Source organism: Longimicrobium sp. (genome assembly GCA_036389795.1).
Taxonomy (GTDB): domain Bacteria; phylum Gemmatimonadota; class Gemmatimonadetes; order Longimicrobiales; family Longimicrobiaceae; genus Longimicrobium.
This window is the reverse complement of the sequence record DASVWD010000142.1, coordinates 1-24,765: the sequence shown is the minus strand read 5'-3', so window position 1 is coordinate 24,765 and position 24,765 is coordinate 1. Positions and strand designations below refer to the sequence as shown.

General features: G+C 73.7%; 24 protein-coding genes. 11 read left to right on the top strand and 13 right to left on the bottom strand.

What is annotated here, in order from left to right; genetic code table 11:
- The coding region (locus VF746_20030) for a hypothetical protein (GenBank protein ID HEX8694725.1) at positions 1-292 on the top strand (292 nt) is incomplete at its 5' end.
- A gap of 621 nt (positions 293-913) precedes the next feature.
- Here VF746_20030 and VF746_20025 read toward each other — a convergent pair.
- Positions 914-1,384: a hypothetical protein gene (locus tag VF746_20025; GenBank protein ID HEX8694724.1), complete on the bottom strand. Its 471-nt coding sequence runs from the start codon at positions 1,382-1,384 to the stop codon at positions 914-916.
- A gap of 470 nt (positions 1,385-1,854) precedes the next feature.
- Here VF746_20025 and modA point away from each other — a divergent pair, with 470 nt between their 5' ends.
- The 4 genes from modA (at position 1,855) to VF746_20005 (ending at position 5,537) form a co-directional block, all read left to right on the top strand.
- Positions 1,855-2,637: a molybdate ABC transporter substrate-binding protein gene (gene modA, locus VF746_20020; protein ID HEX8694723.1), complete on the top strand. Its 783-nt coding sequence runs from the start codon at positions 1,855-1,857 to the stop codon at positions 2,635-2,637.
- A gap of 4 nt (positions 2,638-2,641) precedes the next feature.
- Positions 2,642-3,325, top strand: coding sequence for a molybdate ABC transporter permease subunit (modB, locus tag VF746_20015; GenBank protein HEX8694722.1), 684 nt, complete (start codon positions 2,642-2,644; stop codon positions 3,323-3,325).
- A gap of 177 nt (positions 3,326-3,502) precedes the next feature.
- A complete protein-coding gene (locus VF746_20010) occupies positions 3,503-4,141 on the top strand; it encodes an ATP-binding cassette domain-containing protein (protein ID HEX8694721.1) in 639 nt (212 codons plus the stop codon).
- A gap of 85 nt (positions 4,142-4,226) precedes the next feature.
- On the top strand, positions 4,227-5,537 hold the full coding sequence (locus VF746_20005; GenBank protein HEX8694720.1) for an Nramp family divalent metal transporter: 1,311 nt from the start codon (positions 4,227-4,229) through the stop codon (positions 5,535-5,537).
- Positions 5,538-5,770: 233 nt separating this feature from the next.
- Here the strand turns inward: VF746_20005 and VF746_20000 are convergent, their stop codons facing one another.
- Positions 5,771-5,986 carry a hypothetical protein gene (locus tag VF746_20000; protein ID HEX8694719.1) on the bottom strand — a complete coding sequence of 72 codons (216 nt, stop codon included), beginning with the start codon at positions 5,984-5,986 and terminating at the stop codon, positions 5,771-5,773.
- A 58-nt stretch (positions 5,987-6,044) separates the two neighbouring features.
- On the opposite strand from VF746_20000, the gene VF746_19995 reads away from it, so the two are divergent.
- From VF746_19995 to VF746_19985, 3 genes are all read left to right on the top strand, one after another.
- Positions 6,045-6,761 carry a hypothetical protein gene (locus VF746_19995; protein ID HEX8694718.1) on the top strand — a complete coding sequence of 239 codons (717 nt, stop codon included), beginning with the start codon at positions 6,045-6,047 and terminating at the stop codon, positions 6,759-6,761.
- Positions 6,762-6,878: 117 nt separating this feature from the next.
- Positions 6,879-7,277 carry a BlaI/MecI/CopY family transcriptional regulator gene (locus VF746_19990; GenBank protein ID HEX8694717.1) on the top strand — a complete coding sequence of 133 codons (399 nt, stop codon included), beginning with the start codon at positions 6,879-6,881 and terminating at the stop codon, positions 7,275-7,277.
- Entirely contained in the window at positions 7,274-10,162 is a 2,889-nt protein-coding gene (locus VF746_19985) for a HEAT repeat domain-containing protein (GenBank protein HEX8694716.1), read from the top strand. The genes VF746_19990 and VF746_19985 overlap by 4 nt, the downstream gene beginning before the upstream one ends.
- A 204-nt stretch (positions 10,163-10,366) precedes the next feature.
- Here VF746_19985 and VF746_19980 read toward each other — a convergent pair whose 3' ends face one another.
- From VF746_19980 to VF746_19955, 6 genes are all read right to left on the bottom strand, one after another.
- The gene (locus VF746_19980) at positions 10,367-11,263 is read right to left on the bottom strand and encodes a diacylglycerol kinase family protein (GenBank protein ID HEX8694715.1); all 897 of its coding nucleotides are present in this window, start codon (positions 11,261-11,263) and stop codon (positions 10,367-10,369) included.
- 48 nt (positions 11,264-11,311) lie between these two features.
- On the bottom strand, positions 11,312-11,665 hold the full coding sequence (locus VF746_19975; GenBank protein ID HEX8694714.1) for a hypothetical protein: 354 nt from the start codon (positions 11,663-11,665) through the stop codon (positions 11,312-11,314).
- 74 nt (positions 11,666-11,739) lie between these two features.
- On the bottom strand, positions 11,740-12,675 hold the full coding sequence (locus VF746_19970; protein ID HEX8694713.1) for a sulfotransferase: 936 nt from the start codon (positions 12,673-12,675) through the stop codon (positions 11,740-11,742).
- Positions 12,676-12,692: 17 nt separating this feature from the next.
- Positions 12,693-14,021: an oligosaccharide flippase family protein gene (locus tag VF746_19965; GenBank protein HEX8694712.1), complete on the bottom strand. Its 1,329-nt coding sequence runs from the start codon at positions 14,019-14,021 to the stop codon at positions 12,693-12,695.
- Positions 14,018-15,193, bottom strand: a complete 1,176-nt coding sequence (locus tag VF746_19960) for a glycosyltransferase family 4 protein (protein ID HEX8694711.1) — start codon at positions 15,191-15,193, stop codon at positions 14,018-14,020. The genes VF746_19965 and VF746_19960 overlap by 4 nt, the downstream gene beginning before the upstream one ends.
- Positions 15,177-16,001: a hypothetical protein gene (locus tag VF746_19955; GenBank protein ID HEX8694710.1), complete on the bottom strand. Its 825-nt coding sequence runs from the start codon at positions 15,999-16,001 to the stop codon at positions 15,177-15,179. The genes VF746_19960 and VF746_19955 overlap by 17 nt, the downstream gene beginning before the upstream one ends.
- 230 nt (positions 16,002-16,231) lie before the next feature.
- On the opposite strand from VF746_19955, the gene VF746_19950 reads away from it, so the two are divergent.
- Positions 16,232-17,497: a glycosyltransferase family 1 protein gene (locus VF746_19950; GenBank protein HEX8694709.1), complete on the top strand. Its 1,266-nt coding sequence runs from the start codon at positions 16,232-16,234 to the stop codon at positions 17,495-17,497.
- Positions 17,498-17,707: 210 nt separating this feature from the next.
- Here VF746_19950 and VF746_19945 read toward each other — a convergent pair whose 3' ends face one another.
- From VF746_19945 to VF746_19935, 3 genes are all read right to left on the bottom strand, one after another.
- Positions 17,708-18,940 (bottom strand): MFS transporter, encoded by a 1,233-nt coding sequence (locus VF746_19945; protein ID HEX8694708.1) that lies wholly within the window; start codon positions 18,938-18,940, stop codon positions 17,708-17,710.
- Positions 18,941-18,953: 13 nt separating this feature from the next.
- Complete coding sequence (locus tag VF746_19940) at positions 18,954-19,331, bottom strand: VOC family protein (GenBank protein HEX8694707.1); 378 nt, start codon at positions 19,329-19,331, stop codon at positions 18,954-18,956.
- A 348-nt stretch (positions 19,332-19,679) separates the two neighbouring features.
- Entirely contained in the window at positions 19,680-21,443 is a 1,764-nt protein-coding gene (locus VF746_19935; protein HEX8694706.1) for an alpha/beta fold hydrolase, read from the bottom strand.
- A gap of 328 nt (positions 21,444-21,771) precedes the next feature.
- Between VF746_19935 and VF746_19930 the strand changes: the two genes are divergently transcribed.
- Entirely contained in the window at positions 21,772-22,215 is a 444-nt protein-coding gene (locus VF746_19930; protein HEX8694705.1) for a hypothetical protein, read from the top strand.
- A 141-nt stretch (positions 22,216-22,356) separates the two neighbouring features.
- On the opposite strand, the gene VF746_19925 is transcribed toward VF746_19930, so the two are convergent.
- Positions 22,357-23,184 carry a type II CAAX endopeptidase family protein gene (locus tag VF746_19925; GenBank protein ID HEX8694704.1) on the bottom strand — a complete coding sequence of 276 codons (828 nt, stop codon included), beginning with the start codon at positions 23,182-23,184 and terminating at the stop codon, positions 22,357-22,359.
- Positions 23,185-23,476: 292 nt separating this feature from the next.
- Between VF746_19925 and VF746_19920 the strand changes: the two genes are divergently transcribed.
- Positions 23,477-24,031 carry a hypothetical protein gene (locus VF746_19920; GenBank protein HEX8694703.1) on the top strand — a complete coding sequence of 185 codons (555 nt, stop codon included), beginning with the start codon at positions 23,477-23,479 and terminating at the stop codon, positions 24,029-24,031.
- Positions 24,032-24,063: 32 nt separating this feature from the next.
- Here the strand turns inward: VF746_19920 and VF746_19915 are convergent, their stop codons facing one another.
- A complete protein-coding gene (locus VF746_19915) occupies positions 24,064-24,465 on the bottom strand; it encodes a VOC family protein (GenBank protein ID HEX8694702.1) in 402 nt (133 codons plus the stop codon).
- Between the last annotated feature and the right edge of the window lie 300 nt (positions 24,466-24,765).

Genomic DNA, 24,765 nt, shown 5'->3' with positions numbered 1-24,765 from the left:
CTCGCTCGCCGCGTCACTTGACGCGCTGGCCGAGTTGGGCGCCGAGAGCGGCGACTTCCACCGCGCGGCCGCGGCGATAGCCACGCGGCTGGAGGGCGGCGCCAGCGACCGCGCCATCACCCGCCTGGCCGCCACCGGCAGCATCGATGCGATGCTGAACGGCTCGCTCGGCGGCGTGAACGCGGCGGGGCGTGCGACGACGGGCGTCTCCACGTCGGTGAACGGCGCGCTGGGCTCGGGCACCCGCGTGGTGGGCGGCGTCACCGGCTCGCTCGGCGGCGTCATCCCGTAAACCGCATGTCTCACACGGAGTCAACGGAAGAATCCGCGAGGAAGCCGAAAACCCTTGTAAAACTTAGATGTTCCGGAAGAGCCAACCGGATTCCAGAGGCCGAAAAGCCCTACTTTGCCGCCGAACCTATCCCACAACCTATCCCACCGACCGACGAGGTGAGCGCAGGTTTACCACGCAGATCGGCCGAAGGACAACGGACAGTGTAGGACCGACAGCCCCGCCGGCCACTCGCCCGGCGGGGCTGTCACCACTTGCCTCAACCAACCCGCACCTAGCGTGCGAGGCGCGCTCTTGTGCGCGCCCAAAAACCGAAAGTCTCGCGCAAAAATCGGAACGGTGGGCTCGGGGGGACGAGCCCCCCACTCGCCCGCCGCGGTGGACACTTCTGCCGGGGCGTTGCCCCGGTTTCACTTCTCCAGAGCGGCTGCGCGACGCCACCCGCCGGTACCTGGACGAGTCGCGCTACGTGCAGGTGTCGCTGGTGCGTGAGGTCGCGCCGGCGGGGGATGGCGATACGTCGCAGTAGTACGGGAGTGGGGAGCGGAAGGATCGGGAAGAAAGACGGGCGCGCCGCCGGTGAAAGCCGGCGTCGCGCCCTGTTTTCGTCTCCGGGGCGGGCTACTGGTAGTACAGGTTGCCCGTGTTGGTGTCCACGAACACAGCTTCCAGGTTCGCGGTGGAGGGCGCCTGGCTGGCCGGTGGGATGTTGGGAAGGTTCGGGCCGCCCCTGCCCACGGTGATCGCCTGGGCCGCGATGGTGCCGTTGAACGTCAACGTGGTCCCGTTGATGGTGAGCAGGATGCCGTTCTCAGGGTTCCACACGAAGAGCGCCTTCTGCCCCGCGCCACCGCCGGAACCGATCCGCCACGCCAAGTTGTCCGTGGCGTTCCTGAACTCCAGCGACGCCTCGAGGCTGGCGGAGTTGATCTGCGCCAAGCAGTTCTGGGGGCCGGGATCACCCTGCACAGTGAAGATGAAGTCGGGCGAGGCGGTGCCGACGCCCACGTTGCCGCTGCCCAAGAAGAGGAGGGTGGAGTTGCCCTGCTCGTCCTGCACCTGCTGCATGCGCGCCGAGATGGGACTCTGCACGCCCAGCTCGATGCTCGGGGGACCCGTAGCCACGGAGCCGGCCCGCACGCTTGCCGCTGTTTGCTCTGCCATGTTCGTTCCTTGGATAAAAGGGGTGCCGCGGAAGAAAGAACCGTCACTACATGGTAGCGGCTTGAAGGTCGTTAGTCAAATAAGTTCGTAGACAGATCGCCCCGATCTGGCATTCCCACACCTATCCCACCCCGGCAGGACGCCGGGTTCTGCCGGGTGGCGTAAGTTGCAGCAAAACAGGAATTAGACGGTTGGCAGGCGGTTGCCGGGAAGGCTGGCAGTGGTGACACGGAGTCAACGGAGTCGACGGAGAGAACCCCGGGTTGTTCTCCGTTGACTCCGTGTGAGGAATCTGGTCGTCTTTGTGTCATCATCCCCAAACAATCCCCTCGCACGATCCACGGAAAGGCAGCAGATTGGGGGCGCGCGCCTTCCTTTCGTCCACCAGTCCGCTTCCCTTGCCTCGACTCCGCGCCGCAGCCCTGACCGCGATCAGCGCGCTCGCCCTCGCCGCCTGCGAGCGAGGGCGGGAAGAGCCCGCGCCGACGAGCACCGTCCTCACCGTCTCGGCGGCGGCCAGCCTGCGCGAGGTCGTCACCGAGCTCGGGGAGCGTTTCGAGAGGGCGCATCCGGGGGTGGAGGTGCGCGCGAACTTCGGGGCGTCGGGTGCGCTGCGGCAGCAGATCGGGCACGGCGCGCCGGTGGACGTGTTCGTCTCCGCGGCCGAGGGGCCGATGGACGAGCTGGAGCGCGCCGGGCTGATCGAGCCGCGCACCCGCCGCCCGGTCGCCGGCAACGAGCTGGTGCTGGTGGTCCCCGCCGCGGGCGGCTCCCCCGCGCGCTCCTTCGCCGACCTGGCCCGGCCGGAGGTGCGGCGGGTGGCGCTCGGCGCGCCGGCCTCGGTCCCCGCGGGCGACTACGCCGACCAGGTGCTGCGCGCGCTGGGGATCGCCGAGGCGGTGCGGGCGAAGGCCGTCTACGCGCAGAACGTCCGCCAGGTGCTGGCCTACGTGGAGTCGGGCAACGTGGACGCGGGCGTGGTCTACCGCACCGACGCGCGGGCGTCGCGCCGGGTGCGCGTGGCGGCCCCGGCGCCGCCCGGCTCGCACGCGCCGATCACCTACTCCGCGGCCGTGGTCTCGCGCACCGAGCGCCCCGAGGCCGCGCAGGCGTTCGTGGGCTTCCTGCTGGGCGGCGAGGGGCGCGCGGCGCTCTCCCGCCACGGCTTCGTGGTCAGGTAGCGCGATGCCCGACTGGAGCCCGGTCCTGCTCTCGCTGCGCGTGGGGGTGACGGCGCTCGTCTTCGTCTTCGTGCTGGGCACGCTGGCCGCGCGGGCGATGACGCGGCGCCACTTCCCCGGCCGCGACGTGGTCGACGGGCTGCTGGTGCTCCCGCTCGTGCTCCCTCCCGTGGTGACCGGCTTCGTGCTGCTGGCGCTGCTGGGGCGCGACGGGCCGGTGGGCCGTTTCCTGGACCAGGCGTTCGGCGTGCGCCTGCTCTTCACCCTGCATGCGGCGGTGATCGCGGCCGTGGTGGTGAGCTTCCCGCTGATGTACCAGAGCGCCAAGGCCGCCTTCCAGGCCGTGGACGCGCGGCTCGAGGACGCGGCCAGGACGCTGGGCGCGCGCGAGGCGAGGGTGTTCCTGACGGTGACGCTGCCGCTGTCGTGGCCGGGGCTGGTGGCGGGGACGGTGCTCTCGTTCGCGCGCTCGCTGGGCGAGTTCGGCGCCACGGTGATGGTGGCCGGCAACATCCCCGGCGAGACGACCACCGTCCCTCTCGCCATCTTCTTCGAGGCCGACGCCGGCGACATGCGCGCGGCGGGGCTCTACGCGCTGGTGATCAGCGCGCTCTGCATGGCCCTGGTGGTGGCGCTCAACGTGTGGACGCGGCGGAGGCGGCCGGGGTGGCAGCGCAAGGGCGGGTGAACCCGCGGCAACGACGGCGAAAGGCCCGCCTGCGCGGGCTCCTTCGGCGCGGAAGCGGATCCGGCGCGGGGAGGCGGCGGCTCGCATCGATCCGTAAAGTACCCTCTCCCGCAGTCGGGAGAGGGTGGCGACGCGGTAGCGGCGCCGGGTGAGGGCCCCTCTTGAGATCGGGATGAGATGCTGAGCGTCCGCGCGAAGAAGCGGCTGCCGGACTTCACGCTGGAGGTGGACTTCGAGGTCCGGGACGAGATCCTGGTGCTCTTCGGGCCTTCGGGCGCGGGGAAGACCATGACGCTGCGCCTCATCGCGGGCCTGGAGCGGCCCGACGCGGGCGAGATCCGCCTGGAGGACCGCCTCCTGTACTCGCGCGAGCGCAAGGTGTGGGTGCCGCCGCAGGGGCGCCGCTGCGGGTTCGTCTTCCAGCACCTGGCGCTCTTCCCCCACCTGGACGTCACCGCCAACGTGCTCTACGGCGCGCGCGCCGCCGACGGCGAGGCCCGCGAGCGGCTGAGTCGCCTGCTGGAGCGCTTCCGCATCGCCCACCTGGCCGGGCGCTACCCGTCCGAGCTCTCCGGAGGCGAGGCGCAGCGCGTGGCCCTGGCCCGCGCGCTGATGACCGACCCCGACGTGCTCCTGCTCGACGAGCCGTTCTCGTCGCTCGACGCCGACACCCGCCGCGCCGTGGGCGACGAGGTGGTGGCCGCGCACCAGACCTGGCGCATCCCCTTCGTCTTCGTCACCCACGACCGCGAAGAGGCCGGGCGCCTGGGCGACCGCATGCTATTCCTGCGCGAGGGGCGGCAGGTCGAGCCGTAGTGCGAGGTGCGAAGTGCGAAGTGCTTTCCCGCAGGGCGGCGCCCGTGTCGCCCGTTCGGGTCAACCATGGCACGCATCCGTCCTCATGTCCTCCACGTCCCGCAGCCGCAAGCGCGGCACGAAGGCGCCCGCCCGCCCCGAGGACGGTAAGCACCGCCTGCGCGGGTTCTTCCGCCACCTGGGGCCGGGGCTCATCACCGGCGCGGCCGACGACGACCCGTCGGGGGTGTCGACGTACTCCACCGCCGGGGCGCAGTTCGGCTTCGCGCTGCTGTGGACCGCGCCCGCCGTGCTCCCGCTCATGTCCGCCGTCCAGCTCATGTGCGCGCGCGTCGGGATGTGCTCCGGGCGCGGGCTGTCGGGCGTGCTGCGCGCCTACTATCCGCGCTGGGTGCTCTGGGCCTCGGTGCTCCTCCTGCTCGTCGCCAACACCGTCAACATCGGCGCCGACCTGGGGGCCATGGCGGCCGTGTCGTCGATGCTCACCGGCGTCCCGTCGCTGCTGCTGGTGCCGGTGTTCGCGGCCGCGATCCTGGCGCTGCTGGTGTTCGCCTCGTACCCGGTGATCGCGCGCGTCTTCAAGTGGCTCACCCTGGTCCTCTTCGCCTACGTGGCCTCGGCGTTCCTGGCCCGGCCGGACTGGGGCGAGGTGCTGCGCTCCACCGTGCTCCCGCGCGTCGCCTGGGACCGCGAGTACCTGCTGGCGCTGGTGGCCATCCTGGGCACCACCATCTCGCCCTACCTCTTCTTCTGGCAGGCGGCCGAGGAGGTGGAGGAGGAGAAGGCGATGGGGCGCACGACGCTGGAGCAGCGCAGGGGCGCCAGCGAGCGGGCGCTGCGCCACGCCCGCACCGACACCGTCACCGGGATGACCGTCTCGGTGGTCGTCTTCTACTTCATCGTGCTCACCACGGGCGCCACCCTGCACGCCCGGGGGATCACCGACATCCAGACCGCCGAGCAGGCCGCCCAGGCGCTCCGCCCGCTCGCCGGAAGCGCCGCGTCGCTCCTGTTCTCGCTGGGTATCGTGGGGACGGGGATGCTGGGCGTGCCCGTGCTGGCCGGCTCCGCGGCGCTCGCCGTGGCCGAGGCCGAGGGGTGGCCGGCGGGGATGAGCGAGCGGCCGACGCGCGCCGGGCGCTTCTACGCGGTGATGGCGCTGGCCCTGGGCGCCGGGATGGCGATGGACTACCTGGGGATCGAGCCGATCCGCATGCTCTTCGGGGCCGCCGTGGTCAACGGGCTGCTCGCCCCGCCGCTCATCTTCGTGATCCTGCTGGTGTGCAACGACCGCCGGGTGATGGGCGAGCACACCAACGGCTTCTGGCTGAACGCGCTCGGCCTCCTGGCCGGGCTGCTGATGGCCGGCGCCGCGGTGGCCCTCCTCCTCCTTTGAGGTCCGTCCGTCCACGCCGCGCCCCTGCAATGGGGCGCGGAAGGGACGGTGCGGCCCGCGGGGCGGCGCGCAACCTTCTTCGTAACCCCTGCCTCTTGCAGCAGTTACGGGCGATGCGGATGTTTCCACGGGTGTGCGGCATGCGGGCTGCCTCGGTTCGGGGCCGGACCATGCGAACCCGCCACCCGAGAGGCATTCATGTCGATCCGCATCTCCCCCCCGTCGATCCCCTCCTACCAGCGCGGCACGATTATCGTCAGCGGCGGCTGAAGCCGGAATTTACCGGGACGCAACGGCCGCAGGCGGCTGAAGAAGCCGTCCGCACCCGTCGCATCATCAGCAGGTCGCGCATCCACCGACAGCGTTTCGCCGTCCGCGGGCCCGCTCGGCGCGATCACGCCCGGCGGGCGCCTTTCGCTCGCGCGCCGTTCCCGCAGCCGGTCGAACATGACGGCTTCAGGAAAACCGTGGCCCGGCCTGGGGGCGCACCATTATCCTGTGGGATGGATGGAGACCGCGCTTCAATGGGAGGTGACGATCATGGCCAGCGCACAGCTCTTCGACCGGAAATTCGTCTTCGCCGCCGTGGCCATCGGATTCTCCTTCGCCCTGATCGTGGCGCTGTTCGGCGCGCTGCTCGGGAAGGAGGCCGCCGGCGTGGTCGGGGTGGCGCTGAGCGCCGTCGCCACCGGGCTGGTCCGGCAGTTCGAGACCCTCCGCTTCCGGCAGGTCCCCGAGGGCGAGGTGAAGACGGTGGACATTCCCGGGATGAGGGTACCGCGCCTGCTGCTCCTGCTGCTGGCGGTCTTCGGCGCGCAGGCGGTCGTGGGAGCGGTCGCGGCCATGATCACTCCCCTGGTCACGCCGATCGGCTCGCTCGAGGACTACACGAAGCCGGTGCCGGTGGCGATCGGGAAGGCCGCCACCGTCGTGGCGTACGCCCTGGGCGGCTTCGTCTGCGGGAAGCTGGCACCGTCGCGCAGATACTCGTATGCGGCGCTGGCTTCGCTGTCGGTGCTGCTGCTGGTGCACCTTCTCCCGGCGCTCGTGATCCTCGTCTCCACCCGGGAACGCTTCGACATCAGCTACCTCGCCGTGGGCACCTACTGGCTGGGGTACGTCGCTGCCGCCCTCGCGGGCGCATGGCTGGCCTCGCGCGGTTCGGCGGACACCCGTGCCCAGCCCGCACCGGCGACAGCCGCTGCGCCGGCTCCGCCCGCCTGACTCCGTTGCCGGGGGAGGGACTCTCCCGTTCCCGCCGCTCGAGACCCTTGCGCTCTGAAGTACTACACCTGTATTCTATAGCCGTCGTCTTTCTCCGGTCCCTCACCCGGTGCCCGCATGAGCTACGTCCTCACCGAGCTGCAGCTCGCCATCCTGAAGGTCGTCTGGGAGCGCGGCGAGGCCACCGTGCTGGAGCTGCACGACGCGCTGCGCGAGGAGCGCCGCATCGCGCAGTCCACCGTGGCCACGCTGCTCACCCGCATGGAGAAGAAGGGGCTGGTGGCCCACCGCACCGAGGGGCGGCAGTACGTCTACCGCGCGCGGGTGGACGAGAGCCAGGTGCGCCGCTCGGTGGTGGCCGACTTCGCCGAGCTGGCGGGGCGGCTCTTCGAGGGCGACGTGGCCACCATGGTGAGCCACCTGCTCACCGCCAGCGAGGTGGAGGAGCGCGACCTGGCGCGCATCCGCGACATCATCGAGCGCCGCGAGGCCGAGCTGAAGGGAGGCGAGGGATGAATCCCATCGTGCACACCGCGGCGGCCTGGCTGCTCGCGTACGCCGTCCACAGCACCCTCCTGCTCGGCGCCGCCGCGCTCCTCACCTGGCGCGCGGTGCGCGACCCCGCCTGGCGTGAGACGCTCTGGAAGGCCGCCCTCGCCGGCGCGCTCCTCACCGTCCCCGTGCAGGCGCTCGCCGGCTATCGCCCCGTCGTCGGCCGCTGGGCGCTCTCGTCCCCGACTTCCGCGGCATTCGAGCGGCCCGCCGGGACGACCGCGTCCGCCGAGGCGCCGGAGACGAAGACCATGGCGGCGGACCGCAAGACGGCGGCGGCCACCGGGTCCCCGTCCCCGTCCGCGACGCCTTCGCCGAGCGCGACGCCGTCCGTCAATGACGCCCCGGTGTTCGAGGCCGCCCGGAGCGGCGGGCCGGCGCGGGTGGACTGGCGGCTGGCGGCGCTCCTGGCCTGGGGCGCGGCGGCGGCGATGCTGCTGGCGCGGCTGGCGTGGCGGCAGTGGTCGCTGCACCGGCTGTTGCGGGAGCGCGCGCCGGTGGAGGACGCGGGCGTGCTGGCGCTGCTGGACGAGCTGCGCCGCAGGGCCGGCGTCCGCACGCCCGTCCGCCTGACGCAGAGCGGGCGCTGCGCCTCGCCGATGGCGCTGGGGCCGCGCGAGGTGTGCGTCCCCGAGCGCTTCGTGGCCGACCTGGCCGTCGAGGAGCAGCGCGGCGCCCTGGCCCACGAGCTGGCGCACCTGGCGCGGCGCGACCCGCTCTGGCACCTGGCGGCCGGGCTGGCCGAGGCGCTCTTCTTCTTCCAGCCGCTCAACCGGCTCGCCCGCCGCCGCCTGCGCGAGTCGGCCGAGTACCTGTGCGACGACTGGGCGGTGCGGCAGACCGGCTCGCCGCTGGGGCTGGCGCGCTGCCTGGTGGAGGTGGCCGGGTGGGTGTCGCTCTCCGGCACCCCCGTCCCCGAGGGCGCCCTGGCGATGGCCGAGGAGGGCGGCTCGGCGCTGGCGCGGCGCGTGGAGCGGCTGGTGCGGCGCGCCGGACCGCCGCCCCCGTCGCGGGCCGGCGTGCGCGTGGCCGCGGCCGCCGCGCTCCTGGCCGGGGTCGCCGCCGTCGCCCCCGCCGTCGCCCCGCTCGCGGCCGAGCCGGAGAAGACGGGGGAGGCGAAGCAGGAGGAGCCCCGCGCCGGGTCCGCGCGGCAGGAGCCGGTCGTCGTCCGCCACCCGAACCCGGCGGAGCCGCTGGCGCGCCGCTGGGAGTGGGCGCGCGGGGAGGCCGGGTCGCGGCGGGCGTACTGGGTGGGCTGGGCGGTTCCCGCCGCCCCGATCCGCGGGAACGTCTCGGTCGACGACATGCACGGGCTGAACGTCAGCGACCTGGAGCTCCGGCCGCTGCCGGACCTGTTCGGCGTCTCGTACACGGACGCCGTCATCCTCTTCCGCGTCGGTCCCGGCGGGCGCGTGGAGCGGGTGACCACCCGCATCGGCCGCGTGGGGCTGGCGGTGGGGGCCACGCCGGTCTACTGGCTGGGGATGGCGGACGCGGGCGAGAGCCTGGCCCTGCTGGAGGAGCGCGAGCGCTCGGAGCGCGACGAGGAGGTCCGCGGCTCGATCGTGGCGGCCATCGGCGCGCACGCCGCCACGGACCGGGTGGTGCCGCCGCTGCTGCGCTGGCTGGCGCGCGACCGCTCGGAGAAGGTGCGCGCCGCGGCGGCCGAGGCGCTGGGCCGCCACCCGCGCGCCGACGCGCTGGAGGGGCTGCTGGCCGCCGCCGAGGGCGACGCGGCCGAGCACGTGCGCCGCGACGCCACCGAGGCGGTGGGCGAGATGCGGCTCCCCGCCGCGAGGGCCGCGCTCGGCCGCCTGCTGCGCGAGGCGCGCCGGACCGAGGTGCGCGCCGAGGCCGCCGAGGCGATGGGGCAGCAGGAAGACGAGGCGGCGCTGGGCGAGCTGGAGCGGGCCGCGACGCGCGACCCCAGCCAGGACGTGCGGCGCGAGGCCGCCGAGTCGATGGGCGAGCAGCCCGCGGCGCGCGCGCTCCCCGTGCTGGCGCGGCTGGCCTGGACCAACGCGGATATCGAGGTGCAGCGCGAGGCGGTGGAGGCGATGGGCGAATTCGGGGACCGGGCCGCGCTGGCGGCGCTGGACTCCATCGCCGCCGGGCACCCCGTGGCCGACGTGCAGCGCGAGGCGGTGGAGACCATCGTCAACTTCCCGGTGGAGATCGCGCTGCCGGCGCTGCGCCGCTACGCCACCCGCGGCCGCAGCGTGGACATCCGGCGCGAGGCCGTGGAGACGCTGGGCCAGCTGAAGGACCCGTCCGTGCTGGGCACGCTGGAAGAGATCGCCCGGCGCGACCCCGAGCCCGACGTGCAGCGCGAGGCGGTGGAAACGATCGGCGACGCGGCGGGCGCCGGCGCCGTGGAGCTGCTGACGCGCCTGGCCTGGGACCACTCCGTCCCCGACGTGCAGCGCGAGGCGGTGGAGACCATCGGCAGCGCGGGGGGTGCGGGCGCGGTGGAGGCGCTGTCGCGCATCGCCTGGGAGCACCCCGTCCCCGACGTGCAGCGCGAGGCGGTGGAGACGATGGGCGACGTGGGCGGCGCGGACGCAGCGGAGGCGCTGTCGCGGATCGTCTGGAGGCACCCGGGCGTCGACGCGCGCCGCGAGGCGGTGGAGACGCTGGGCGAGCTGCCGGACCAGGCGGGGCTGGCGGCGCTGGACGAGATCCTCGCGCGCCACACGGACGAGGACGTGCTGCGCGAGGCCGTCGAGACCCTCACCGACTTCCCGGCCTCCGTCAGCCGCCCGCGCCTGGAGCGGATCGCCTCCACCCACCCGCGCCAGGCCATCCGCGCCGTGGCGCGCGAGGAGCTGGACGACCTGGCGACGAACTAGGGAAATTCATCTCCCGGAACGAAATCGAGGCCGACGCGCAACCTTCCGCGCCGGCCTCGGTTTCGTAAAAGCCTCACACGGAGTCAACAGAGTCAACGGAGGAACCCCTTTTTGTGTTCTCTGTTGACTCCGTTAACTCCGTGTGAGATTTGCAGTTAGAAGTTTTCTACGTCTCTGCGTCTCCGTGTGAGATAAAAGACACCCTCAGACCAGCAGCCGCAGCTTCCCCGGCACGATCTCGATCTCCAGCTCGCGGGCGTCCTCGAAGAGGATCTCGCCGTCGGCGTGGACGGGGAGCGGCTCGTCGCTGGAGATGCGCACGCGGCGGACGCGGCGCATGTGCACGCAGCTCGCCCCCACGTGCGTCCCCCGCAGCACCTTCGGCAGGAAGCGCAGGATGCCGAGAGTGCCGAGCCCGTCGCAGACGCACACGTCCAGCAGTCCGTCGTCGATGCGCGCGTCGGGGCAGATCCAGAAGCCGCCGCCGTGCCGAGCGCCGTTGCCCACCGTCACCAGCGTCAGCGGCCGCTCGATCACCTCGCCGTCGACGTCGACGCGCATCCGCGGCGGGCGGAAGGAGCGCAGGACGCGGGCGAGCGCCCACAGGTAGATCCCGATCCCCTTCAACCGGCGGTGGCGGTTGGCCTCGACCGCCACGCGCGCGTCGAGCCCCACGCCCACCCCGTTGGTGAACCACTCGCCGCCCACGCGCCCCGCGTCCACCGGCCGCGGCTCGGCCACCAGCGCCCGCCGCGCGGCCGCCGCCGGGTCCCTCGGCACCCCCGCCAGCCCGGCGAAGTCGTTGCCGCTCCCCACCGCCACGATCCCCAGCGGCACCGCGGCCTCTCCGTCTCCCGCGGCGCGCAGCAGCCCGTTCGCCACCTCGTGCACGGTGCCGTCGCCGCCCACCGCCAGCACCGCGGGCCACCCCTCGCGCGCCGCCGCCTCGGCCAGCTCGGCCGCGTGCCCGGGCGCGCGGGTGCGGGCCAGCTCGTGGCGCACCCCGGCCGCGTCCAGCACGCCGCGCACGGCCTCCCAGGCGCGGGCGGCGGCGCCGCCCCCGGCCACGGGGTTCAGGACCACGTAGAAGGAAGACGGCATCCGGCGCGGCGGGAAGGGAGGGAGGCGGGGATCAGGGGCGGCGCCCGGTCAGCCGGGCCAGGTGCCGTGGTCCGCCTCTCCCCGGCGCTGGTCGATGGTGATGCGCTGGCGCATGCCCGTGGCCGTGACCGCGAGCTGCTCGAAGATGCTCTGGTGCCGGCGCTGTTCCGCCGACCGGCTGGAGAGGCGGTGGTCGGGGGCGTGGGCGTCCAGCCACGCCAGCTCGCCGCGGCTGAGCCCGGCGATCCGCTCCAGCACGTCCACGTCCTCCAGGCTCTCCGCCGCGTGCGCCGCCGCCGAGAGCGCGTGGAACGACACCTCGTGCTCGCCGAGCTCGAACGCGGAGCGGTGGACCTCCAGCAGCGTGCCGAGCAAGGAGTGGATCTGCTCTCCGTTCGCCATCGTTCGATCTTCCACCCGAAGAACGCGACGGATCCCGCCGGACCGGGCCACCGCCCGCAAAGGGCTCGCCCGCGTCACACCTCGTAGCCCAGCTCCCGCAGCAGGTCGCCCGCGACGCGCGCGAACGCCTCGCGGTCTTCCGCGCTCATCTCGTGCTTCCAGGCGAAGACGCGGGCCGGGTCGGGCGGCTCGGTGGTGCGCTGCTGCTGCCGGAGCCGCTGCTCGCGGGTGACCAGCGCGGTGCCGTCGGCCCGGGTGCGCCCCTTGTGCTCCTCGAGCCGCGCCGGGGCGCGCGCGTCGTAGCGCAGCATGGCGTCGTCGTACTCCAGCCCGATGAACGCGCAGATGCGGCCGAGCGTCCCCTGCGTGTCGAGGATCAGCTCCTCGTAGCGCACCTCGAGGTAGTCGTCGCGCCCCAGCCCCGCCCGCCGCGCCCCCAGCACGCACCGGCGCCAGTATGCCGCCTGCTTCTCCATCTCCCAGCCGGGCGAGAACCACTGGCGGCGCAGCGAGAGGGCGGCGTCGCGCCCGTCGCGGATCAGGTGGACGAAGCGCGCCTCGGGGAGCACGCCGCGGATGGTGTCGAGCTCCAGGCAGTACAGCGGCGTCTTGTCGCCCCAGCGCGGCTTGCCGAAGCGCGCGGCGTAGAGGCGGTAGAAGGCGCGGAAGCCCTCGGCCGCGGTGAAGGGCTCGATCCGCTCCAGCGCCGCCCGGAAGGCTTCCGCCGGGATCTCGAAGTCCGGCCAGGCGGGCGACGGCGGCGGGTGGCCCACCACCGCGCGGAAGAAGCGCTCGCGCAGCCGGTCGCCCCACCCCTTCAGCTTCGGCGCGAGCGACAGGAAGCCGGTCTCCGGCGGGATCGCCAGCAGCGGGTGGGCGTCCAGCATGAGCCGGAGCAGCGTCGTCCCCGAGCGGGGCGAGCCGACGACGATCGGCATGGGGTCGAGCCGGGCGTCCCCGGGCGCCCGCGGCGGCGGGGACTCCCGCGCTCTCCACCGGAAGAGGGGCATGCGGCGGCCCTCCCGGCTCACCGCTCCCCCGCGGGCACCCGCTCCGGCTCCAGGACGCCGCGGGCCCGGTGCAGGCACAGCACGGCCGAGGCCAGGCCGCCCAGGAGCACCGAGAGCGCCACGCCGCGCAGGCCGAACGCGTGCAGGAGCGGGAGGACGGCCGCGAGCATCACCCCCAGGCGCACGGCGTTCACCTGGAGCGTCAGGCTCGGCCGGCCCACCGCGTTGAACAGCTGGTTGGAGACCACCACCACCGCCCGGAACACCATCGCCACGGCCAGGATCCGCAGCACAGGCACCGCCGGCAGCCACTCGCGCCCGAGGAGCCGCTCCACCACCGGGTGGGCGAAGAGCGCCACCCCCACCGCGAAGACGGCGTTGGCCACCAGCGCCAGGCGGAACACCGCCCGGAAGGCGCGCCCGAGCCGGGCGGGGCTCGCCTGCAGCTGGCTGAGCACCGGGAGCGCCACCTGCACCATCGCCCGGGTGAAGGTGGACACCCCCAGCTCGCCGATGCGGAAGGCGAGCTGGTAGATGCCCAGCGCGCCGGCGCCCAGGAAGCGGGCGACCACCGCGTTGTCGGCGTTCAGGCTCAGGAACATCATCGTGCGGGCCCCGCTCACCCACTTGCCGTAGTGGAGGAGGCGCCGCACCCCCTCGCCCCTGAGCACCAGGCGCGGCCGGCGCGGCAGCATGGCCCACGAGGCCGCCACGGCCACTACCTGCGACCCCACCGCCGCCGCCACCAGCGCCCACACGTCGCGGCGCGCCACCGCCAGCCCCACGGCCAGCACGAACCCGGCCACCTGCTCGGGCACGCTCCACCAGAAGAGGCGGCCGAACTCCATCCGCCGGGTGGCCAGCGCCAGCGCCGGGTTGGCGAGCCCACGCAGGAGCGCCAGCACGGCCACCGCCCGGATCACCGGGGTCGCCCGGCCGCTCCCCAGGAACGAGGCCGCCAGCGGCGCGGCGGCGAACACCGCCGCCGCCACCAGCAGGCCCCGCAGCACCTGGATGGTGAAGGCGGGGTCCAGGTCCTCTTCCGCTTCGCCCGGGTGGCTGACCAGCGCCGTCTCCACCCCGGTGGAGGTGACCGCCTCGACGGTGCCCAGGGCGAGCAGGGCGATCCCGAACACCCCCAGCTCCTCGGCGCCCAGGAACCGCGCGACCACCATCGTGCGCGCCACCCCCAGCGCCAGGCCCAGCCCCAGGGAGAGGAGCGCCCAGCCGCCCCCGGCCAGGCTGCGGGCGGCCAGGGCCGACAGGATCGCCCCGCCCCCCTCGCCGAGGGGGAGCGGGTCCCTGCGGCGGAAGGGGCCGCGGAGCCAGGCGGGAAGCGTGCTCAATCGCGGTCCACCGACCCGAGCAGCCGCGGGAGCCAGTGCCCGCCGCCCTCGCGCCGGGCGCGCGCCCGGATCAGCGCGCCCACCACCGGCACCTGCAGGAGCCGCGCGAAGCCCGTCTTCAGCAGGTCGCGCTCGTGCAGGCGCGGCGCCAGCCACTGCAGGTAGGCGGCCGCGGCGCGCTCCTCGGCCGCCGGGTCGGCGGGGGGGCCGGCGCGGTGCTCGTCCAGCACCTCGCGGTAGAGCGCCACCAGCTCGTCCGCCAGCGCCCCCTGCCCGGCCTCCGCTCGCACCCGGCGCGAGACCTCCGCCGCGTCGGCCGCGTCGTAGCGCGCGATCTCGCGGGCGAGAGCCTCGGGCGTGGGGCGCTCGCGCAGCGCGCGCATCCCGAAGTTCAGCGGCCGCAGGTCGGACAGGTTCCCGGTGGTCACCATCGGCCCCGTGCCCACCGCGTCGCAGAGGATCACCGCCGCGCCCACCGCCATGGCCTCGAGCGCCGCCCGCGCCTTGGCGAACACCAGGTCGTAGCGGCCCAGCGCCTCCTCGGGCCGCTCCAGCGGCTTCCCCGAGGCGGAGCCCGCCACGTCCAGCGCGATCCCCGCCGCCTCGCACGCCTCGCGCACCGCCGCCAGCTGCGACCCCTTCCCCCCGGCCGCGTTGCTGAACACCAGCGCGCGCCCGGGCCTGGGCGGCAGGGGGCCGCGGGGGCGGAAGCGCTCCAGGTCCACGGCGTTCAGCGCCACGTGGACGCGGTCTTCGGGGACGCCGTGCTCGAAGAGGAGGCGGTCGCGGCAGGTGTGGTCGACGGCCACGTAGCGCAGCACCCGCGGGAAGCGCACGGGCACGTCGGGCCAGCCGATCCAGCTGTGGCAGAACGCCACGGCGGGGACGCCGGGGAAGGCCAGGAGCGCCGCCAGCGTCTCCAGGCCGTGGTGGCCGTGGATCACGTCGGGAGGGGCGCCCACGCGGGCCAGGTCGTCGACCACCGGCACCGTGAGGGCGCGCACCTCGGCCGCCACCGGCCCCAGCAGCGGGCTGTAGACCACGGGGTGGTGGCCCCGCTCCAGGAGCGCCCGGGCCAGGTCGCGCACGTACAGCTCGGTGCCGGTGCGGCTGGCCAGGACGCGGTTGGTGATGAGGACCCTGAGCCCGCTCCGCTCAGCCGCGCCGCTCACTGTGGCTCCAGAGGGCGTCCGCGAGCGGCTGCACGTGCTCGCGGAAGCGCAGCACCCGGTCGTACACGCCCTCGGCCACGCGCTTCTCGCCGTACGTCTCGTAGTACGGCACCTGGGCCGGGTCCCACCCGCCGTACCGCTCCGTGGGATCCACGGGGCGCAGGCACTCGGTGCGGAACGGAGCCAGCCCGAACTGGTCCAGCGCGTGCTCCACCTCGCCCCGCAGCTCCTGGTACGAGCGGGCGGCCGCCAGCTTGCGCTCCAGCGTCTCGTCGTCCAGCTCCAGCCACACGGCGCGCTCGCGCAGGCCCTCCGGGCACTGGTTGGGCGCGCCCACCAGCAGGAAGTCGTAGGCGGCCGGCGCCGCGCCGCGGGTGCGGCCGGCCAGGCGCAGCGCGGTGTTGATCACCAGGCGGCAGACGTCGTGCGAGGGGTTGTAGCCCTCCACCGCGTCGCCCACCACGTAGTCGATCCCCTCGGCCACCAGCTGCTCCGCCAGCCAGTTGGCGATGCCGGTGAAGCGGGCGGCGTCGTGGGAGAGGATGGCGGAGTAGATCTCGCGGTCCGACATCACCCCGTAGACCGGCCCGGCCCGCGCCGCCGTCCGCTCCAGGACGGCGGTGGTGGACTCGATCCGCGCCTCGCCGCCGCTCCCCGAGCCGTCGGTGAGCACGAACACCAGCGGGCGCGCGCGCTCGATCCAGCCGTAGACGCGGAGCTCGTGCCCCGGGTGGGCCACCACCAGCGCCGGCTTTCCGGCCGGCAGGGTCGAATCGGACTGCGGGGAAGGCTGCGAGGGGTCTTGCATCGTCGGCTGCCGCTGGTCGGGCGAAAGGGGAAAGGAATCTGTTCGCGTCGCGGGCGGAAGCTATTGCGCCGCAAGGGAGAAGTCAAACCGCGCCCGGCGCCGTCCCGCGGAGCGCACGCCACCGTCCCGCGGGTTGCTTCGCGCCGCCGCGCCCGCTAGTCTTCGCCCCCCTGCGCCGGGCGCTCCCCTCCGCGCCGCCGGCGGGTCCCATCGATCGTCATCGTCCAAGAATGCGGGTCCTGTACGACATCTCGACGCTCGGCCTCGGACACCTGTACGCGCAGTCGCGGGGCGGCAGCTTCCGGGTGCACCAGCACCTGGCGGAGGGGCTGGCCGCCTCGGGCGAGTGCGAGCTGCTCTTCTGCGCCAACCATTCCAGCGTGGCCTACCACGGCTGCGTCGAGTACCTGCGCACCAACCCGCGGCTGGGCCACCTCCCGCTCCTGGGCCCGCGCTCCACGGAGGCGGCGTCGCGGCTGCGGCGGGGCGTGGCCGGCGCGCACCGCTGGACCCGCGCGCTCCTGCGCAGCAACGTCCTCCCCCGGCTGCTGCGCCACGGGGGGCGGCTGGTGGACCGGCGCCTCCACCCCCCCGTCGCCGACGCCTCGCCGCCGGCCGACGTCTTCCACTCGCCAGGCACCCCCCTGCCGCCGCGCCCGCGGGGCCGCTCGCCGCGGCGGCTCCTCACCGTGTACGACCTGGTGCACGTCCGCTTCCCCGACGTGTACGGCCCCGCCTACTCGCAGACGGCGCAGTCGCTCCTGGACAGCGTGCGCGACGGCGACTGGGTGATCACCACCTCCGAGTCGACCCGGGCGGAGCTGTGCGAGCGCGGCGTGGCCCCGCCCGGCCGGGTGTGCGTGGTGCCGCTGGCGGCCGACCGCGAGATCTTCCACCCCTGCGCCGACCCCGTCCGGGTGCGCGCCGTCCGCGAGAAGTACGGCATCCCCGACGGCCCCTACCTGCTCTCTGTGAACCCGCTGGACCCGCGCAAGAACATGCACCACGCCGTGCGCGCCTTCGCCCGGCTGGCGGAGGAGGCGAGGGACCTCTCGTTCGTGCTGGTGGGCCACGCCGGGGCGGGCTCGCGCCACGTCCAGGAGGCGCTGGAGGAGGTGGGCGGGGTGCGCGGCCGGGTGATCCTGACGGGCTACGCCGAAGACGAGGAGCTGGCCCCCCTCTACAGCGGCGCCACGGCGTTCGTCTACCCGTCGCTCTACGAGGGCTTCGGGCTGCCCCCGCTGGAGGCGATGCAGTGCGGCACGCCCGTGATCACCTCCAACACCTCCTCCCTCCCCGAGGTGGTGGGCGACGCGGGGCTGATGGTGGACCCCGGCGACATCGACGCGCTCTGCGAGGCGATGCTGAAGGTCTACCGCGACGCGGCGCTCCGGGAGCGGATGCGGGCGAAGTCGCTGGCGCGGGCGGCCGAGTTCAGCTGGGAGCGCTGCACCGAGCAGACGCTGGCCGCCTACCGCGCCGCGCTGGCCGCCTGAGCCGGTTCTCCTGAAAACCGACAGTCTCATAATCACACAGAGAAACAGAGAAACCGGGGCACAGGGGGAGCGAGGTCCTCCTCTGTGCCCCGGTTTCTCTGCGTGATTCCGATCCGTTTCTGTTCTGGAGCCGGGCCGAGCCTGCATGCGCGGCTTCGGGCCGGAGGAAGCCGGAACTGAAAACAGCAGGCTCGCGCCTGGTCGGCGGCCTCAGCGCAGCCGCCGGACGGGCGACGCGGCCAGCGCGGGCGCCGCGAGCAGGCCGCCGCACGCGCCGATCCAGAGGGCCGCGGGCACGCCGGCGGCGCCCGCCAGCCACCCGGCCAGCAGCGCGCCCGCGGGCAGCATGAGGCCGGCCGTTACGTGGAAGGCGGCGTTGGCGCGCCCCAGCACCGCCTGCGGAAGCACCCGCTGCCGCAGGCTGAGCGCCAGGACCAGGTAGGCGCCGAGCAGCGCGTCGCCGACGAGCTGGTGCACGACCAGCAGGGGGACCGCCAGCTTCCCGGCGCCCGCCGCCAGCGGCACCAGCAGGTTCGCCGCCGTGCCCAGGGCGAGGGAGAGGACCAGCGCCGGCCCCGTCCCCACGCGGCGCCCCAGCGGCCCGGCGAGCACGGGCCCGGCGAGCGCCCCCACCCCTCCGACGCTGACGATCAGCCCCGCGGCCGCGTAGGACAGGCCCAGCGTCTTCAGGGTGAGCACCATGTACAGCGCCAGGAAGAAGCCGCCGGAGAAGGCGGCGACGGCCTCGGCGAAGAGCGCCGGGCGCACCAGCGGGTGCTCCAGGCAGGCGCGGAAGCCGGCCGCTACGTCGCCCCGGACGGTGGCGCCGGCCTCGGCGGCGGCGGGCGCTTCCGGCGCGCGGATGCGGCTGAGCAGCAGCGCCGACCACAGGTAGGTGAGCGCGTCGACGACGACGGCCACGGGCGCGGTCAGCAGCTGCACCAGCACGCCGGCCATCCCCGGCCCGGCGGCCTCGGCCACCGCCTCCGTGGCCTCCAGCCTGGAGTTGCCCTCCACCAGCTGGTCGCGGCCGACCAGCGCCGGCAGGTAGGTGTTGTCGGCGATCTGGAAGAGCGTGGTGGCGGCGCCGACGGCCGCGGCCACCACGTAGAGCTGGGGCATCGAGACCGCCCCCAGCCACGCCGCGGCGGGGATGGTGAGGATCAGGAGCGCCCGCACCAGGTCGGAGCCGATCAGGAGCGGGCGCTTGGGGCTGCGGTCGACGCGCCCCCCGGCGAACAGGCCCACCACGACGCCGGGCGCCACGCCCAGCGCGCCGAGCACCGCGAACTCGCCGGCGCTCGCCCCGATCGACTTGGCGATCATCGGCAGGGCGGTGCGCGTGATCCGGCTGCCGAACGCGCTGCCGGCCTGCGCGCCCCAGAGCCGCAGGAAGTCCGGGTGGCGCCAGAGCCCGCCCGACGGCCACCAGCGCAGGCTCATGGAGGATCCGGGATCAGAGTCCCAGCGCCGTCGGGTGGGCCGGCTGGTAGAGGCCGATCTCGCCGCCGCTGGGGAGCCGGACGGTCGTCTTCACCCCCCACTCCGCCTCCTCGACCTCCGTGCAGCGGACGCCCCGGGCCGCCAGCGACTCCATCGTCGAGCGCAGGTCGTCGCACATCAGGTACAGCACCGTTCCGGCGAGGGCGTGCTCCGCGTGGCGCTGCGCGAAGCCGCCCTCCGACGGGTGGACCCCCATCTCCGCGGGCGGCAGCGCGAAGATCAGCCACCCCCCGCCCGCGTCGACGGCGCGGAAGCCGAGCACGTCGCGGAAGAACGCCCGGTCCGCGTCCGCGTCGGTGCTGTAGAGGATGAAGTGCGCGCCGGTGATCATCGTGATACCGGATTCCAGGAATCAGTGTGCAATCCGGTCCTTTCGCGAACCATGTCATTCCGAGCGGCGCCGCAGCACCGATCCGGATTTCACCCCTCGGCTGGACGGCGCCCGAGGATCCACTCACCCCGCCCGGACGCTGGCTCCATGCAGCGGTCCGGCCTCCTGCCGGCCGCGAGTAGATTCCTCGGGAGCCCGGCCGACTTCGGTGGCGAACGCGAGATCGGCGCATCGGGCTCCACTCGGAATGACAGCTTCCCAATGCACAGCGAATCTCGAAAAACGGTATGATGCAATCCTCCCCATGCAGGACAGAGCCTCGAGCGCACTCCCGGGATTTCCGCGCCCCTACGGCACCCGCTCCAGCGTGAACGGCTCGCCGCTGCCCTGCTCGATGCGCATCCCCGTCACGCGGCCGCCCTCGTCGACGAACGTGGCGGCGATGAAGGGAGCGGCGGCGACGCGGAAGCGCGCGGGGCCCACGGGCACCAGCGTGAAGGTGCGCCCGTCGGGGAAGGTCTGCACCAGCCGCCCTCCCTCCACCCTGATCTCCACCGCGAAGCCGTTCTCGCCGCGGTAGCGGCCGGCGAAGCGCGCGAGCTGGTCCGCCGGCAGCGTGACCGGCGTGCCGCCCAGCCGCCGCGTGGGAAAGGGCGGGCGGCGCACCGAGTCGGCGCACGAGGCGTCCAGCCCCCGCGGGTCCGCCGAGCGGATGAAGTCGGTGACCAGCTTCCGCGCGCACTGGGGGCCGCCGGTGAGGCCGAAGAAGCCGTGCGCGGCGCTGGGAACCACCACGTGGCGGGCGTTGCGGAGCGTGCGCAGCACCCGCTCGGCCTGCTCCGGGGGCGTGGCCGGGTCCCACTGGCCCGACAGCAGGAGCGCCGGCGCGTCGGAGGCCACCGGCCCCAGGAACTCGCGCGATACGGCGGGAACGGGCCAGGCCGCGCACGCCGCCTTCTGGTCGCGCACGCGGTAGTCGCCCAGGAAGCTCCCCTCCGCCAGCCGCCGCCCCTCCTCCGCGGTGAAGAACGGCAGGTCCTCGGCGCAGGTGATGGTGAGGTACACCCCGTGGCTCCCCGCGTCGACGATGTCGCGCCGCATGGAGAGCGCGAACTCGGCCGCGGGGCCGTAGTCGCCCTCGCCGGCCTGGTGCACCACGGCGGGGATCAGCGCCGCGTTGTGGGGCGAGTAGGCCAGGTAGCGGATGCCTTCGACGAACAGGTCGCGCGGCAGGCGCACGCGCACGGGGTCGCCCGTGCGCGGGTGCATGATCGCCACCTCCACCGGCCCGGCCGCGAAGCGCCCGAGCGCGCGGGCGAGCGACCCCGGCAGGTCGGGGAACGCCGCGGCGCACGCCGCCTGGGCGCGGCACTCGGAGAAGACGCCCTCGACGGCGCGCTGGGCGTCGCGCGCGGTGTAGAGCGGCATGCGCGTGTCGGTGGGGACCACGCCCTGGAGGATGGCGCTGCGCACGCGGTCGGGGTGGCGTCGCATGTACACCAGCGCGGCGCGGGTGCCGTAGGAGACGCCGTAGAGGTTGAGCCGGTCGTACCCGAGCGCCGCGCGCACCTCGTCGAAGTCGTCGGCCGCCGGGTCCGACGTGTACTGCGCCAGGTCCGCCTTCCCCCGCCACTCCTCGGCGCAGGCCGCCACCCGGTCGGCCGGATAGAAGGCGCCGAAGTAGGCCTGCAGGTCGGCCTCGGGGTCGTAGAAGCGGCACTTGAGCAGGTTCGATCCCCCCGTCCCCCGCTGGTCCACCAGCAGGATGTCGCGCGTCTCGCGCAGCGGCGCCAGCTCCTGCGCCGCGAAGCCCGCCATGTCGTCCACCGCCGACTGCCCCGGCCCGCCCGCGATCGGGAAGATCGGGTCGCGCGTGGGGCTCGGTCCCGTGGCGGGGAGGACGACGAAGCGGATCGGGATCTTCCGCCCGCTCCTGGCCGCGCGGTTCTCCCACACCTCCAGCGTGCCGCAGCGCGCCGGCCCCTCCACGCCGGGCACGGTGCACGGCGCCACGGTGAGGCCGGGGACGTTCTGCGCGCGGAGGTCGCGGGCGGGGAGCGCGGCGGCGAGGGCGCAGGCCGCGGAGGCGAGGGACAGGGTCGTACGGCGCATTCGGATCAGCTCGCGGAAGGGGTGCCTTCGGGCTGCTTCGGGGCGGGAAAGCGGTGCGGCGATTGGACGCGTCTCGCCGCCTTCGGGTTGCAATCTGGCGGAAACGGCCGGCTGCGCGCCTCTGCCGCCACGCCGCAAACGTTTGCAGAAGGGGTGTTTAGGCCTCTCCGCGCCAGCGGGGCGGGCCCGGGAAAAGGCTGTAAGTGTGCTCCACGTGCACTTTTACGTCCACGTCAGACCCCTTGCTTCGGGATTTATTCGGCATTATCATACCCGAAGAAAATCCGTAACCAAGAGGTCAGCTTCAGACCGCATGGAGGGATCCGGAATGGACCAGACGACTCCCAGCCCCGAGCCCCGCGAGCAGACCGTCCAGCACCTGCGCGAGATGGCGGCGGCGCGCGTGGAGAGCACCTCGCTGCGCGGCGTGGCGCGCGAGATCGGGATGAGCCCGACGGGGCTGAAGAAGTTCCTGATGGGCACCGCCCCGTACTCGCCCACGCTCCGGCGCCTGCGCAAGTGGTACCTGCAGCACGCGGCGCTGCCCACGGGCGAGGTGACGTACCACGACGCCTCGGCGGCGCTGTCGGTGCTCACCCACGATCTGCCGCCCGAGCCGCGCCGCGAGGCTCACGACTGCCTGCTGGACTGCTTGGCGCGCGGCTACGACTCGAGCGGACGCAGCCGCCCCCGCTGGGTGGCCGAGCTGCGGGCCCAGTACGGCACCCGCCGCGACCCCGGCGGGGAGCTCGGCGCCCGCCGCGCGAGCTGAGCGGCCTCCTTCGCGAACCCCGCCGCCCGTCCCTCTCCCCCTCACCCGGGGAGAGGGACGGGCGCGCCTCCGTCGTCTCCACCGGGGGCGAGGCTTCCGGACCGCGGGTGAAGGCGGGGCTTCCGTGCCCGCAACCGAATCCTACGCCGCCTCGGCCGCTCCGGACAGGCGTGCCGCCGCGCGCAGCCGCGGGGCGGCGCGGACGATCCACGCGGCGCAGGCCAGCAGGACGAGCGCGGCGGGGAGCGCCACCGCGAGACCGGCGCCGAACGGGTCGAAGTCCCGGAAGGCGGCGTCGGCGGCGAAGAGCAGGCCGTTCCAGGCCGCGTGCAGCGCCACGCCGGCCCAGATCGAGCGCGTGGCGTAGACGGCGTAGCCCATCACCAGGCTCCCCGCCAGGCGGATGGGGAGGCCCTCCGGCTCGAAGTGGAAGAGCGCGAAGAGCAGGGAGGTGACGGGGATCGCCCACGCGGCGCCGAAGAGGCGCTCCAGCGGGCGCTGCGTCCACCCGCGGAAGACGAACTCCTCGAGCAGCGGCGCCACTCCCACGCCGTACGCCACCAGCACCACGATCCCGCCCGGCCGCCGCGCGTACGCCTCGAACGCCCCCGCGACGGGCTCGTCCATCAGCCCCAGCGCGGCCAGCGCGACGCCCATGGCGAGCACGGCGGGCGGCAGCGCCAGCAGGAAAGCGCCCACCCACCGGCGCGCGGGCCGCGGCACCGGGCGCACGCGGCCCAGCACCTGCCGCCGCCGGCCGCCCGGCCCCCGCCCGGAGGCGTGGAACCAGAGGAAGAACCCCGCGACGGCCGCGATCCAGGCCCCGCCCGCCGCCGGGGGCATCACCAGGAACATCCCCGAGAGCACGATCCACAGCGTCCCGAGCACCAGCGCCTTCAGGACGGCGGCGGCGGCGCGCAGCAGGCGGTGCGGGTCCGGGCGGCGCTCTGGGCGGGTCGCGGAATCCATCGGGAGGCTGCGGGGGCGCATCGCGTTGGCGCGAAAGAATCTAGCCTGCGGCCGCGCCGCCGGACAGCCCCTCGTCCGCGGGTGTGCGGACGCCGCGTCGTCAGACCTTTGCCGCGCCATCGCACCAGGTTTACCTCTTCCAGAAAACGTTGCCAACGGATCGACAGGCGCCTACAATGCGGCACTGCCTGCCGATCCGCGGGCGCGCCGCACGTGTGCCGCCCGGCGTCCGCATCAATCCGGAGCGGTTTTCGTCCTGATGACCCGTCACTCCCCCACACGCGAGATTCCCGTGCTCCGACTCCGCCCTTGCCTTGTGCTCGCCGCGCTGCTCGCCTGCGCGGAAGGCGCGCACGCGCAGCAGCCCACCCCACCGTCCCCGACCTCCCTCGGCATCCAGGCTCCCCCGCGGGGCGCCCTGTCGCGCCAGCAGCTGGAGGCGGTCGCGAAGGACATCCGCGCGCTGGAGAAGAACCCGCTCGCCAGCGACGCGACGGAGGCCCGGCGTGTACTGCTCGCGTGGCTCATCGACTCTCCCGACGTCACCGTCAAAATGTGCAACGGCGCGCTGGAGCCGCTTTCCAGGTCCACCAGCCGCTATCACAGGGAACTGCTGCTGCAGTTCGTCCTCTCCAGCGGCGCCTACGCCATCGAGCACCCGGACCAGGCCGGCGACGTGGCCCGCGTCACCGCGGGAGGGCTGGAGGGTGTGCTGGCCGCGTACGCCGCGTTGAAGGAGCAGCAGGGCGCGCACGCCACCGACGAGTTCGTGGAGCGGCTCTCGAAGATCGGTGAGCGCGGCGGCCTGGAAGAGCACGCGCGCGAGGTCACCAGGGGTTGCGGGTGACGAACCTGGGGGGCGCCTGGCGAATCGCGGTGTCAGGCACCCCTGGCGCGTTCGGGAGTGGCGAAGTCGTAGAAGACACGGAAGAGATTGCCGTCCAGGTCTGCCGCCGTGAACTCGTGCAGGCCCCAGGGCTTCGACTCGGGTGCGGACATCAACCTGGCGTTGCTGGCGCTCCAGGCTCGATACAGCTCGTCCACTTCCTCCCTGCTTTCTAGATTCAGCCAGGTCAAGGTGGGTCCAACGTTGCCGTATGCCTCCCGAAACTGCTGGTTCGCCAGGAACATCCGACAGTTGCCCTTCGAGATCCCTGCCAGCCCGAGCTCCTCGCCACCCCAGTCCAGGCTGAAGCCCAGGTTGTCCTGGTAGTAAGCCGCCGCCGTGGAGATGTCCCTCACCGGGATTTCGGGAACGGGACCGGGGAACTCGGATTTCATTGCGATTCCTCACCGGCGCAAGGTGCCCGACATCGCATCGCTCTGGGGGGAAGAATCTAACGCCCGCGCAGCCCGGCGCCACGCGCGACGAACCGCGTACGGGATGCCGTTGAAGCCTCGCGGCAGTTTGCGAGGCTTTCCGTGGTTCCAGCGAGGGGCTTATGCCGATTGAGAATCTGATCCGGTAATCGGGCTCGTAGGGGCGAGGCATGCCTCGCCCGCTGCCAGTTGCAACGTCAAAGTTCGTCGAAGCGGGCCGGGCATGTCGCCGCGTGATGGCCTTCGGCCATCCGGGCGAGG

What these genes read in the sequence shown, in the direction of transcription:
- VF746_20010 (HEX8694721.1), top strand. Translation starts at nt 3,503, where the DNA reads ATGCTGAGCGTCCGCGCGAAGAAGCGGCTGCCGGACTTCACGCTGGAG.
- VF746_19945 (HEX8694708.1), bottom strand. Translation starts at nt 18,940, where the DNA reads ATGAGCCTGCGCTGGTGGCCGTCGGGCGGGCTCTGGCGCCACCCGGAC.
- VF746_19935 (HEX8694706.1), bottom strand. Translation starts at nt 21,443, where the DNA reads ATGCGCCGTACGACCCTGTCCCTCGCCTCCGCGGCCTGCGCCCTCGCC.
- VF746_19975 (HEX8694714.1), bottom strand. Translation starts at nt 11,665, where the DNA reads ATGGCGAACGGAGAGCAGATCCACTCCTTGCTCGGCACGCTGCTGGAG.
- VF746_19955 (HEX8694710.1), bottom strand. Translation starts at nt 16,001, where the DNA reads ATGCAAGACCCCTCGCAGCCTTCCCCGCAGTCCGATTCGACCCTGCCG.
- VF746_19925 (HEX8694704.1), bottom strand. Translation starts at nt 23,184, where the DNA reads ATGGATTCCGCGACCCGCCCAGAGCGCCGCCCGGACCCGCACCGCCTG.
- VF746_19940 (HEX8694707.1), bottom strand. Translation starts at nt 19,331, where the DNA reads ATGATCACCGGCGCGCACTTCATCCTCTACAGCACCGACGCGGACGCG.
- VF746_19950 (HEX8694709.1), top strand. Translation starts at nt 16,232, where the DNA reads ATGCGGGTCCTGTACGACATCTCGACGCTCGGCCTCGGACACCTGTAC.
- VF746_19930 (HEX8694705.1), top strand. Translation starts at nt 21,772, where the DNA reads ATGGACCAGACGACTCCCAGCCCCGAGCCCCGCGAGCAGACCGTCCAG.
- VF746_19980 (HEX8694715.1), bottom strand. Translation starts at nt 11,263, where the DNA reads ATGCCGTCTTCCTTCTACGTGGTCCTGAACCCCGTGGCCGGGGGCGGC.
- VF746_20005 (HEX8694720.1), top strand. Translation starts at nt 4,227, where the DNA reads ATGTCCTCCACGTCCCGCAGCCGCAAGCGCGGCACGAAGGCGCCCGCC.
- VF746_19970 (HEX8694713.1), bottom strand. Translation starts at nt 12,675, where the DNA reads ATGCCCCTCTTCCGGTGGAGAGCGCGGGAGTCCCCGCCGCCGCGGGCG.
- VF746_19995 (HEX8694718.1), top strand. Translation starts at nt 6,045, where the DNA reads ATGGAGACCGCGCTTCAATGGGAGGTGACGATCATGGCCAGCGCACAG.
- VF746_20000 (HEX8694719.1), bottom strand. Translation starts at nt 5,986, where the DNA reads ATGTTCGACCGGCTGCGGGAACGGCGCGCGAGCGAAAGGCGCCCGCCG.
- VF746_19915 (HEX8694702.1), bottom strand. Translation starts at nt 24,465, where the DNA reads ATGAAATCCGAGTTCCCCGGTCCCGTTCCCGAAATCCCGGTGAGGGAC.
- modB (HEX8694722.1), top strand. Translation starts at nt 2,642, where the DNA reads ATGCCCGACTGGAGCCCGGTCCTGCTCTCGCTGCGCGTGGGGGTGACG.
- VF746_19990 (HEX8694717.1), top strand. Translation starts at nt 6,879, where the DNA reads ATGAGCTACGTCCTCACCGAGCTGCAGCTCGCCATCCTGAAGGTCGTC.
- VF746_19985 (HEX8694716.1), top strand. Translation starts at nt 7,274, where the DNA reads ATGAATCCCATCGTGCACACCGCGGCGGCCTGGCTGCTCGCGTACGCC.